This window comes from Kitasatospora sp. NPDC004799 (genome assembly GCF_040609095.1).
GTDB lineage: Bacteria > Actinomycetota > Actinomycetes > Streptomycetales > Streptomycetaceae > Kitasatospora.
Genome location: NZ_JBEXJK010000286.1, coordinates 1 through 10,503, shown reverse-complemented (window position 1 = coordinate 10,503; position 10,503 = coordinate 1). Strand labels below are relative to the sequence as shown.

Below are 10,503 nucleotides of genomic sequence, written 5' to 3'. Positions count from 1 at the left end.
GGGACTTGGGGGGTCGGCTGTACAAGCTGGCGGGGGGGGGCGGGTGTGGGGGGGGGGGGGGGGGGGGGGGTGTGGTAAGTCGGCCGGTCCGACTTCCCACTCCGTGGGAGACACCGCGTCAGAGCTCGGTCCGGCGACGCCGGATGACCACCACGAGATCGACGGCGGCGAACAGGGTGAGCAGCCCGCAGGCCACGGCGAAGCCGGTGAGGGTGCCCCGGCCGGGTGCGCCGTAGGCGGGGGAGAGGGCCGCCCAGACGGCGAAGCCCGCCGTGGCCAGCGCGAACAGCGGCGTGAAGGTGAGTGAGAGCAGGTAGCGGAGCTTGAGGTCGCTGCGGGCGGTGGCCGGCTCGGTGCCGCTGCGCCACCGTCGCGGGGTGGTGGTGGGCATGCCGTTCACCTCCGGGCCGCGCGGGTCGGGCTACGATTCCAGCGTACGTCCGGGGAAGCGAGCCGGGGAGGCGCGATGTCGGGTTCGGGCGCGGTGGGGGCGGGTTCGGGGTCCGGTTCGCGGGACTCGAAGGGGGCCGGTTCGAGCGGATCGGGTTCGGGTTCGGGCCCGGACTCGGGGGCTGCGGGCCAGGACGGCGAGGGGTACGCGGGGCTGCGGGTCGAGCGGGCCCGGGAGCTGGCCCGGCGGCACGGCTGGGCGTCGGTCCGGGTGCTGGAGCCGGGGGACCTGATGACCATGGAGTACCGGCAGGGGCGGCTCAACCTCGCGGTGCGCGACGGGATCGTCGAGCGCAGCTGGGAGGGGTAGGTCGGGGGCTCCCGGGTCCGTCGCGGGTCGCGGTTCGGGTTCGTCGCGGGCCGGGGTCGGGGCTGGTCGGTCCGTCGCGGTTCACACTCGGGGCGGTGCGGGTTCAGCAGGGCAGGTGCCGGCGGGCGAAGCGCCGGTGGAGCCGCCGTTCGGCGGCGGCGACCAGGGGTTCCAGCAGCGGCAGGGAGAGCAGGACGAGCAGTCCGGCGGCCCAGCCGGCCAGGACGTCGGTGACCCAGTGGGTGCCCAGGTAGACGGTGGTCAGGCCGATCGAGCAGGCGGTGGCGGCGGCGATCAGCGCGCCGGTGCGCCGCCAGCGGACGGCGAGGTAGGCGAGCACGCCCCAGGTGACCACCGCGTTGGCGGTGTGGCCGGAGGGGAAGATGGTGCCGCCGGAGAAGAGCTCGGGCGAGCCGACGTACTGGGCGTAGTGCGGGCCGAGCCGGCCGGTGACGATCTTGACCGCCCCCACGGTGACGTTGAGCAACACCAGCGCGATGCCCATGACCAGCAGCGGACGCACCCGGCCGAGGCGGTGGGCCCGCCAGCCGAGCCAGAGGAAGGCGGCGATCGCGGAGGGGCCGCGCTGCCCGGCGACCACCCAGGTGTCGAGCAGCGGCTCCAGCCGGGGCCACCGCTCGTACGGGCGCAGGAGCCGGACGGACCAGTCGAGGTCGACCAGCGCGGTGTTGAGCAGGACCCCGGCCAGCACCAGCAGGTAGCCGGCGAGGGTGACGGCGAGCAGGGCGGCCTGTCGTCGGCCCATCGGCGGCCAGCCGGGTTCGCGGGGGTCGGGGCCGATCGGGGTGAGGGTGTGCCCGGCGGTGGTGGCGCGCTCCCGGTGGCCGGTGTCGACGGCACGGCGTTCCGGCCCCTGGCGCGGAAAGGGGGCGGGGGTACTTCTGGATTGCACGGGGTGACCTTACCCAGCCGGACAGGGCTATTCCGGTGGTAATTGTCATTTTCCCGTGAAATCGACAATTGGGTCGACCCGGGATGGTCCGGGGGGTGATTTCCGCTATTTCGGGATCGAAAGTCAGTGTGGTCGTCGAATGATTCTGCAAATGCCTCGGGTAAGGCAAACGGAGTGGGAGGCCGGGGTGCCCGGCTTCCCACTCCGTGGTAACCCTGTGTAGGTTCCGTGCTCAGTCGAGGGGGCCGCCCGCGACGTAGATCACCTGGCCGGAGACGAAGCCGGCGCCCTCGCTCGCGAGGAACGAGATGGTGTGGGCGACGTCCTCAGGCCGGCCGACCCGCTGGACCGGGATCTGAGAGGCCGCGGCCCGCTTGAAGTCTTCGAAGTCCATGCCGACCCGGGCGGCGGTGGCCGCTGTCATGTCCGTGGCGATGAAGCCGGGGGCCACCGCGTTGGCCGTGATGCCGAACTTGCCCAGCTCGATGGCCAAAGTCTTGGTGAAGCCCTGGAGACCGGCCTTGGCGGTCGAGTAGTTGGCCTGGCCGCGGTTGCCCTGGGCCGAGGACGAGGACAGGTTGACGATGCGGCCGAAACCGGCGTCGACCATGTGCTTCTGCACCGCGCGGGTCATCAGGAAGGCGCCGCGGAGGTGAACGTTCATGACCGTGTCCCAGTCGGACTCGGACATCTTGAAGAGCAGGTTGTCGCGGAGTACGCCCGCGTTGTTCACCAGGACGACCGGGGCGCCGAGCTCGGCGGCCACCCGGTCGACGGCGGCCTGGACCTGCTCGGCGTCCGAGACGTCGGCGCCGACGGCCAGCGCCGTGCCGCCGGCCGCGGTGATCCGGTCCACGGTCTCCTTGCCCGCCGCCTCGTCCAGGTCCAGGACGGCGACCGCGTAGCCGTCGGAGGCCAGTCGGACGGCGGTGGCGGCGCCCAGACCGCGGGCGGCGCCGGTGACGACCGCGACCCGGGGGGCGGTGCTCTGCTCGGTCATGCTCGCTCTCGTCTCTCTCGGGGGTTGCCTCCCGGGGAGAGCCCCCGGAGAGGGTGGCCACACCCTACCGGCGGGTAGGGAGGGCGGCCAGAGTGGAGAGACACCAGGTGACGGTGGGTAAGGACCGACCGGTCGGCTTTCTGCTGAGAACGCGTTACTGCAAGGCCTTCGCAGCGCGTAAATATGCCAATGTTGCCGAACCTGCGTCTACTATCCGCCCCTGCCTGCCAGCAAGGGCCCGCCGTTTGTATAGTGTCCGCCAGCAGCCACCGGCTGCACGGCTGGAGCGCCCTCCCTCATAGCTGGACGCCCACTCGCCGTTACTGCCCCACCCGGGTGTCCCACACACACCGGGTGTGACATCGGGACGGATACATGGTGCTGGGGGAGATCCCGACAACCCGCGTGTCCACGCGACTTCAGCAGTCGCCTGGACACCTCATTCGCGTGGCACAGCAGGTCCACACCCGCTTGTGGTCCGAACACGTCGGAGCCGATCTCACGGCTCCGCAGTTCGCCGTGCTGCTGGTCCTGGCCCTTGAACCGGGTGCGGACCAGCGGACGGTCGGCGAGCGGGCCTCGCTGGACAAGGCCACGATGGCGGAGATGGTCGCGCGGCTGGTCCGCCGCGGCCTGGTGCTGCGCAGGCGCGACCCGGCCGACGGCCGGCGCAAGCTGCTGGCGCTCTCGCAGAGCGGTGCCCAGGCGGTGCGCGAGGCCACCGGTGGTGTGGTCCGCGTGCAGCGCGTCCTGTTCGAGCCGCTCACGGCGGAGGAACAGGTCGAGATCGTCCGGGTGATGGCCAAGATAGCCAGGCTGGAGCCCGCGGCGGTCGCCGTCATCGCCGACGCGCGGCCGATACTGGACGCCCAGCGGGCGATCGGCTACCTGATCAGGGTGAGCCAGCAGGTGCACACCAAGCTCTGGTCGGAGCACGTGGGCGCCGAGCTGACGGCTCCGCAGTACGCGGTGCTGGACGCCCTGGAGCTGGAACCGGGCGCCGACCAGCGCACGGTCGGCGAGCTGGCCTCGCTGGACAAGGCCACGATGGCCGAGATGGTCAGCCGGCTGGTGCGCCGCGGTCTGGTGCAGCGCCGGCGCGACCCCTCGGACGGACGGCGCAACCTGCTCTCGCTCTCGCCGGCGGGACAGGACCTGCTGCACCGCTCGGCCGCTGGGGTGGCCGAGGTCCAGCGGCTGCTGCTGGCCCCGCTGGAGGAGAGCGAGCACGAGGCCGGGCTCGCGCTCATCGCGAAGGCGGCCAGGCTCTAGGTCAAGAGTTCGCCGCAGTAGCCAAAACGATTCGCCAAACGCCGGTGGTCCACAGCCATGGGCTCGGCGGATCGGGGTACGCCGAAGGCCGCCCGCTCCCTCGGGGCGCGGGCGGTCTTCGTACGACCGACTCTTGGCAGGGCCGGCCGTCAGGCGGTTCGGGCGGCCAGGCGCCGGAACTCCGGGCCGGGCGTCAGTTCCAGTCGAACTCCTGCGGGTCCGGGCCGATCCGCTTGCCGGTGGCCACGGCGGCGATCGCCGCGAGGTCCTCGGCGTCCAGCTCGAAGCCGGTGACGTCCAGGTTCTCGCGGATCCGGGACGGGGTGACCGACTTCGGGATCGCGATCACACCGCTCTGGAGGTGCCAGCGCAGCACCACCTGGGCGACCGTGCGGCCGTGCTTCTCGGCGGTCTTCACCAGCGCGGGCTCGGCGAGCAGCTCCTTGCCCTGGCCCAGCGGGCTCCACGCCTCGGTGGCGATGCCGTGCTCGGCGTGGAAGGCGCGCAGCTCCGTCTGGGGGAAGTACGGGTGCAGCTCGACCTGGTTCAGGACCGGGGCGACGGAGGCCTCGTCCAGCAGGCGGGTCAGCTGCTCGGTGCCGAAGTTGGAGACGCCGATGGACTTGACCCGGCCGTCCGCCTTCAGCTGCTCGAAGGCCTTCCAGATGTTCAGGTAGCTGTCGCCGTGCATCGGGCGCGGCCAGTGGATCAGGTACAGGTCGAGGTAGTCGAGGCCGAGCTTGGCCAGCGAGGCGTCGAACTCGCGCAGCACCGCGTCGCGGCCCTGGTCGCCGGACCAGTCGCGGGTGCCCGAGTTCCACAGCTTGGTGGTGACGTACAGGTCCGAGCGGGCCACGCCGCCCGCCAGCGCCTCGGCGATCGCCGCGCCGGTACCGGCCTCGTTCTCGTAGATGGCCGCGGTGTCGATGGAGCGGTAGCCCGCCTCGATCGCGGCGCGGACGGCCGGAGTGGCCTCGGCGTCCGGGACCTGCCACACGCCGAAGCCCAGCTGCGGGATCTGCGCGTCGTCGTTCAGCGTGACGGTGGGGATGGTGCTCACGGGAAGGGGTGCCCTCCTGATTGTCCTGTGGTTCCAGTGGGGGCAACTGGTGTCCCGGTGTGATTGTTCCCGCTGAACGGGCGAATCTTGAGTGAAGCTTTGCGGGGGTTTGCCCGGGGCGGCGGGCGGTCGGCGGTCGGGCGGGAACGGCCTGGTGGGGGGCGGTGCGGGGAGCACGGGGACCCGGCGTGCAGGGGGCGTGCGGGTACAGCGTGCGAGGGCGTGCGGGCCCGGTGGGTCGGCCGCGGGCGGACTGCGGGCGGCCCGCGGTGAAAAAACCTGTTGCGTGGATCACACGGAGGTTGGCAGGCTCGCGGCCATGACCTCCTGACTTCCGGTCCCTTCGTGGCCCATCCATCCGCGTCCGGTGCCTCCTCCGGGCGCATCGCCGCTGCCGCGCCGCCGCAGTGCCACCGCCGGCGCTGCCGCGCCGCGCGTCCACCGCCCGTCGGCTCGGGCCGCCCTGCCGTCCGCCGTCCCGCTGTTCGGCTGCTCGGCTGTCCGGCCGCCGCCCCTGCCGGGCGTACGTCGCCGAGGCGTTCCGTGCGCCCGTCCCCGTACTCCCGTAGCTCCCCCCGTACCCCTCTGTGCGCCCCTGCCTCCCTGCACCCGCGCACCGCTCGTATCGGAGTGTCATGCTGCTCACCCCCCTGCCGCTGGCCGACCCCGGCAGTCCCGACCTCTCCTCACCCTTGGCCTTCCTGCGCTGGCTGCAGCGCAGCCAGCGGCGCGGGCAACTGCTCGCCACCCTCTGGACGCTGATCGAGATGGGGTGTCAGGCCGCCCTGCCGGTGCCGCTCGGCTTCGGCGTCCAGGCCGCCGTGGACGGCGACGTCGGCGGGATCTGGCGGGCCGGCGGGCTGCTGCTCCTGCTGGGCGCGGGCGCCGCGCTCGGCACGGTGCTGGCGCACCGTCAGGCCGTCTGGAACTGGATCCACGCGGCCACCCACGTACGGCAGTTGGTGGCCCGGCAGGCCTCGCACCTGGGGGCCGGGCTGTCCCGCCGGATCGCCACCGGCGAGGTCGTCGCGGTCGGCAGCGGGGACGTCGAGCGGATCGGCTGGTACGTCGAACTGGTCGCCCGGGTGCGGTCCGCGGTGCTCGTCTGGCTGGGCGTCAGCTCGGCGGTGCTGGTGGTCGATCCGGTGCTCGGGATCGGGGTGCTGCTCGGCGTCCCGGTGCTGGCGGCCTCGGTCTGGCCGCTGATCGGTCCGTTCGAGCGGCGCTACGAGCAGCAGCGCGCCCTCGGCGGCAAGGCCACCGAGCTGGCGGCCGACACCGTCGCGGGGCTGCGGGTGCTGCGCGGCATCGGCGGCGAGGAGCTGTTCCTCGAGCGGTACCGCGAAGCCTCCCAGAAGGTCCGGGCGGCGGCCGTCCGCTCGGCCCGGATCTGGTCGCTGATGCAGGCGCAGCAGGTGCTGCTGCCCGGCCTGTTCGTGGTCGGCGTCACCTGGTACGGCGCCCGGCTGGTGGCCTCCGGCGAGCTCGCCGTCGGCACCCTGATCGCGGTGTTCGGCGCGACGGCCTTCCTGGCCGCCCCGCTGCGCATCCTGGGCGAGGCGGCGCACGCCTGGAGCGTGGCCCGGGTCTCCGCCGGGCGGGCCGTCCGGGTGCTCTCGCTCACCCGGACCACCGGCCCGGCCGAGGCCTCGCTGGCCGGGCCGGACAGGGCGGACCTGCACGACCCGGCGAGCGGGCTGACCGCGCGGGCCGGCGAGCTGACCGCGGTGGTCTGCGGGGACCCGGACTTCGCCGGGGCGCTGGCCGAGCGGCTCGGCGGCCACGTCCCGCTGGCCGAGGGCGAACGGGCCCAGGCCTCGGTGCGGCTCGGCGGCACGGAGCTGGACGCGGTGCCGCTGGCCGAGGCCAGGGCGGCGGTGCTGGTCCACGACAAGGAGCCGGTGCTGCTCTCCGGCACGCTGGCCGAGCTGTTCGACATCCCGTCCTCGGGGCGGGTCCCGGCCGCCGAGGCCCTGGCGGCGGCCCGGTCCGACGACGTGCTGGAGGCCCTGGTGGAGGGCTCGCCGGAGTGCGGGGGAGACCCGATGCGCGCCCGGATCACCGAACGCGGACGCTCGCTCTCCGGCGGGCAGCGCCAGCGGCTCGCCCTGGCCCGCGCCCTGCTGGCGGACCCGCCGGTGCTGGTGCTGGACGAGCCCACCAGCGCGGTGGACGCGCACACCGAGTCCAGGATCGCCGTCGGACTGCGGGACACCCGGGCGGGCCGCACCACCGTCGTGTTCGCGACCAGCCCGCTGCTGCTCGACCAGGCGGACCGGGTGGTGCTGCTGCAGGAGGGGCGGGTCGCCGCCGCCGGGCGGCACCGCGACCTGATGCGGACCGAGCCGGCCTACCGGGCCGTGGTCACCCGTGACGAGGAGGCGGCCCGTCCGGTGGGTGGGGCCGTATGAGGACCGCCGTCACCTTCCCTGCCACGCACGCGAGGAGTACGTCATGAAGCCTCCCCTCCAGGAGGAACACGAGCCGGCCGCCACCCTGCCGGTCGGCTCCCCGGCCGCCGTGCGCGGGTACCTATTGCTGCTCGCGCGGCGGCACCGCGGCGGGTTCTCCGCGGTGGTGTCGCTGCATTCGCTGGCCACGGTGGCCGGGCTGGTCGGGCCCTGGGTGCTCGGCAGCCTGGTCGAGTCGCTGGCCACCGACACCGCCGGGTCCACCATCGCGGTGGCGGTCGCCTGGTACCTGCTGGCGCTGGTGGCTCAGGCGGCGTTCACCGGTTGGTCGCGGCTGCGCGGCGCGGTGCTCGGCGAACGGGTGCTGGCCGACCTGCGCGAGGACTTCCTGGTCCGCTCGGTGGCCCTGCCGACCGGCGTGCTGGAGCGGGCGGGCACCGGGGACCTGGTCTCCCGGGGCACCACCGACGTCGACCGGCTGGACAAGTCGGTGCGCGAGGCGGTGCCCGAACTCGCCGTCGCCGTGGTGTCGTTGCTGCTGGTGATCGGCGCGCTGCTGGTCACCTCGCCGCTGCTCGCGCTGACCTCGCTGATCGGGCTGCCGCTGCTGCTGGTCAGCTCCCGCTGGTACTTCCGGCGCGCGCCGCAGTCCTACCGCAGCGAGTCGGCCGGGTACGCGGCGGTGAGCAACGTGCTGGCCGAGACGGTGGACGCCGGGCGGACGGTCGAGGCGCTGCGGCTGGGCGACCAGCGGGTCCGGCTGACCGACCGCAAGCTGGGCGAGTGGCTGGCCTGGGAGCGGTACACCATGTGGCTGCGCTCGGTCTGGTTCCCGACCATCGACGCCGTCTACACCTCGGCGGTGCTGGCCACCATGGTGCTCGGCGGGCTGTTCGCCGTCCGGGGCTGGATCACCGTGGGCCAGCTGACCACCGGCGTGCTCTACGCCCAGATGCTGACCGGCCCGGTGGACCTGATCCTGCGCTGGTACGACGAGCTCCAGATCGGCCAGGCCTCGCTGGCCCGGCTGGTCGGCGTGCGCGAGGTGCCCGAGCACGAGGGGGACGAGTCCGCCCGGCCGGACGGCCGTCGGGTCGAGGCGAAGGACGTCCGGTTCGGGTACCGCGAGGGCGCCGACGTCCTGCACGGGATCAGCCTGGACGTCGCCCCGGGCAGCCGGGTCGCGCTGGTCGGGCCGTCCGGCGCGGGCAAGTCCACCCTCGGCCGGCTGCTGGCCGGGATCTACGCCCCCGGCCGCGGCAGCGTGACCCTCGGCGGGGCGGCGCTGGCGCGGATGCCGGCCGAGCGGGTGCGCGCGGAGGTCGCCCTGGTCAACCAGGAGCACCACGTCTTCGTCGGCACCCTGCGGGACAATCTGCGGCTGGCGGCGCCCGACGCGGACGACACCGAGCTGCGGGCCGCGCTGGACGCGGTGGACGCCGGGGCCTGGGTGGACGCCCTGCCGGCGGGCCTGGACACCGAGGTCGGCTCCGGCGGTGCCTCGCTGACCCCGCCGCAGGCCCAGCAGCTGGCGCTGGCCCGGCTGGTGCTGGCCGATCCGCACACCCTGGTGCTGGACGAGGCCACCTCCCTGCTGGACCCGCGGGCCGCCCGCCACCTGGAGCGCTCGCTCTCCCGGGTGCTGGAGGGCCGGACGGTCATCGCCATCGCCCACCGGCTGCACACCGCCCACGACGCGGACGTGATCGCGGTGGTCGAGGACGGGCGGATCAGCGAGTACGGCAGCCACCCGGACCTGGTCGCGGCGGGCGGTCCGTACGCGGCGCTCTGGCGGTCCTGGCGGGACGAACGGTAGCGGGACGCCGGGGCGGGAGAGGTTTCAAGCCCCGGTTTCAACCCCGGTTTCAAACCCGTACGGGGCCGGATTGCCCCGTACGGGTTACTCCCTGGCCCGGAAGGGCGCGTAACCGGGCAAATCGGCCGACCGGCCCGCAGACTGCTCCGGTGACCAAGATTTCAGACGGGTCGTCCCGCTCCCCGCGCGGTGAGATCGGCGGGATTCCCACCCGCTACATCGGGATCGGCGCCATCGTCGTCCTCGCCGTGTGGTTCCTGTTCGCCAACCTCGACAAGGTGAAGATCCAGTTCTGGGTCTTCACCGTCACCGCGCCGCTCTGGATCGCGCTGCTGGCCACGCTGATCGCGGGCGTCGTGCTGGGCTGGCTGCTGAAGGGACGGCGCAGCAGGTGACCACCGCCCCCGGGCCGGGCCCGACCGGCGCCTCGGACTTCACCCCGCTGATCGAGATGCGCGGGGTCAACAAGCACTTCGGGGACCTGCACGTGCTGCAGGACATCGAGCTGACGGTGGGGCGCGGTGAGGTGGTCGTGGTCATCGGCCCGTCCGGCTCCGGCAAGTCCACCCTCTGCCGGGCGATCAACCGGCTGGAGCCGATCGAGAACGGCAGCATCCTGATCGACGGCCAGCCGCTGCCCGAGGAGGGCAAGGGGCTGGCCCGGCTGCGCGCCGAGGTCGGAATGGTGTTCCAGTCCTTCAACCTGTTCGCGCACAAGACCGTGCTACAGAACGTCTCGCTCGCGCAGATCAAGGTCCGCGGCCGGCGCAAGGCGGAGGCGGACGCCAAGTCCCGCGCGCTGCTGGAGCGGGTGGGCCTCGCCGACCAGGCCGCCAAGTACCCGGCGCAGCTCTCCGGCGGGCAGCAGCAGCGGGTCGCGATCGCCCGGGCGCTGGCGATGGACCCCAAGGCGCTGCTGTTCGACGAGCCCACCTCGGCGCTCGACCCCGAGATGATCAACGAGGTGCTGGACGTCATGCGCCAGCTCGCGAGCGAGGGCATGACGATGATCGTGGTCACCCACGAGATGGGGTTCGCCCGGGCCTCCGCGAACCGGGTGGTGTTCATGGCCGACGGCCGGATCGTCGAGGACCGCGCTCCGGAGGACTTCTTCAGCGCTCCCGAGAGCGATCGCGCCAAGGACTTCCTGTCCAAGATCCTGAAGCACTGAGGCGGCGCCGTGAACGATGAGACGACGCCCGCGGCCGCACCGACGACGGCGCCGGTGACGAGGCCCGGGGCGAAGGCCGTGGCGCGGCCCGGCGTGCGGC

General features: G+C 73.3%; 9 protein-coding genes and 1 pseudogene. 6 read left to right on the top strand and 4 right to left on the bottom strand.

The annotated features are described in order from the left end of the window. Window positions 1-118 precede the first annotated feature (118 nt). Window positions 119-391: a DUF6343 family protein gene (locus ABZW03_RS28865; RefSeq protein ID WP_355264426.1), complete on the bottom strand. Its 273-nt coding sequence runs from the start codon at window positions 389-391 to the stop codon at window positions 119-121. Between the two features lie 198 nt (window positions 392-589). Here ABZW03_RS28865 and ABZW03_RS28860 point away from each other — a divergent pair. Beyond that, a pseudogene (locus ABZW03_RS28860) lies at window positions 590-760 on the top strand (I78 family peptidase inhibitor); the annotation flags it as partial. A 103-nt stretch (window positions 761-863) separates the two neighbouring features. Here ABZW03_RS28860 and ABZW03_RS28855 read toward each other — a convergent pair. Both ABZW03_RS28855 and fabG read right to left on the bottom strand, forming a co-directional pair. Next, on the bottom strand, window positions 864-1,673 hold the full coding sequence (locus tag ABZW03_RS28855; RefSeq protein WP_355264423.1) for a phosphatase PAP2 family protein: 810 nt from the start codon (window positions 1,671-1,673) through the stop codon (window positions 864-866). Between the two features lie 232 nt (window positions 1,674-1,905). Continuing rightward, window positions 1,906-2,673 carry a 3-oxoacyl-ACP reductase FabG gene (gene fabG, locus ABZW03_RS28850; protein ID WP_355264420.1) on the bottom strand — a complete coding sequence of 256 codons (768 nt, stop codon included), beginning with the start codon at window positions 2,671-2,673 and terminating at the stop codon, window positions 1,906-1,908. A gap of 447 nt (window positions 2,674-3,120) precedes the next feature. On the opposite strand from fabG, the gene ABZW03_RS28845 reads away from it, so the two are divergent. Further along, on the top strand, window positions 3,121-3,945 hold the full coding sequence (locus tag ABZW03_RS28845; protein ID WP_355264417.1) for a MarR family transcriptional regulator: 825 nt from the start codon (window positions 3,121-3,123) through the stop codon (window positions 3,943-3,945). A gap of 193 nt (window positions 3,946-4,138) precedes the next feature. On the opposite strand, the gene ABZW03_RS28840 is transcribed toward ABZW03_RS28845, so the two are convergent. Further along, window positions 4,139-5,005, bottom strand: a complete 867-nt coding sequence (locus ABZW03_RS28840) for an aldo/keto reductase (protein WP_355264414.1) — start codon at window positions 5,003-5,005, stop codon at window positions 4,139-4,141. Window positions 5,006-5,640: 635 nt separating this feature from the next. Here ABZW03_RS28840 and ABZW03_RS28835 point away from each other — a divergent pair. From ABZW03_RS28835 to ABZW03_RS28820, 4 genes are all read left to right on the top strand, one after another. Then, window positions 5,641-7,416, top strand: coding sequence for an ABC transporter ATP-binding protein (locus tag ABZW03_RS28835; protein WP_355264412.1), 1,776 nt, complete (start codon window positions 5,641-5,643; stop codon window positions 7,414-7,416). Between the two features lie 43 nt (window positions 7,417-7,459). Further along, window positions 7,460-9,232 (top strand): ABC transporter ATP-binding protein, encoded by a 1,773-nt coding sequence (locus ABZW03_RS28830; RefSeq protein ID WP_355264409.1) that lies wholly within the window; start codon window positions 7,460-7,462, stop codon window positions 9,230-9,232. A gap of 149 nt (window positions 9,233-9,381) precedes the next feature. Beyond that, complete coding sequence (locus ABZW03_RS28825; protein WP_355264406.1) at window positions 9,382-9,627, top strand: LapA family protein; 246 nt, start codon at window positions 9,382-9,384, stop codon at window positions 9,625-9,627. Window positions 9,628-9,674: 47 nt separating this feature from the next. Continuing rightward, entirely contained in the window at window positions 9,675-10,403 is a 729-nt protein-coding gene (locus ABZW03_RS28820; protein WP_355264429.1) for an amino acid ABC transporter ATP-binding protein, read from the top strand. Window positions 10,404-10,503: the final 100 nt, after the last annotated feature.

What these genes read in the sequence shown, in the direction of transcription:
- ABZW03_RS28835 (WP_355264412.1), top strand. Translation starts at nt 5,641, where the DNA reads ATGCTGCTCACCCCCCTGCCGCTGGCCGACCCCGGCAGTCCCGACCTC.
- ABZW03_RS28830 (WP_355264409.1), top strand. Translation starts at nt 7,460, where the DNA reads ATGAAGCCTCCCCTCCAGGAGGAACACGAGCCGGCCGCCACCCTGCCG.
- ABZW03_RS28865 (WP_355264426.1), bottom strand. Translation starts at nt 391, where the DNA reads ATGCCCACCACCACCCCGCGACGGTGGCGCAGCGGCACCGAGCCGGCC.
- fabG (WP_355264420.1), bottom strand. Translation starts at nt 2,673, where the DNA reads ATGACCGAGCAGAGCACCGCCCCCCGGGTCGCGGTCGTCACCGGCGCC.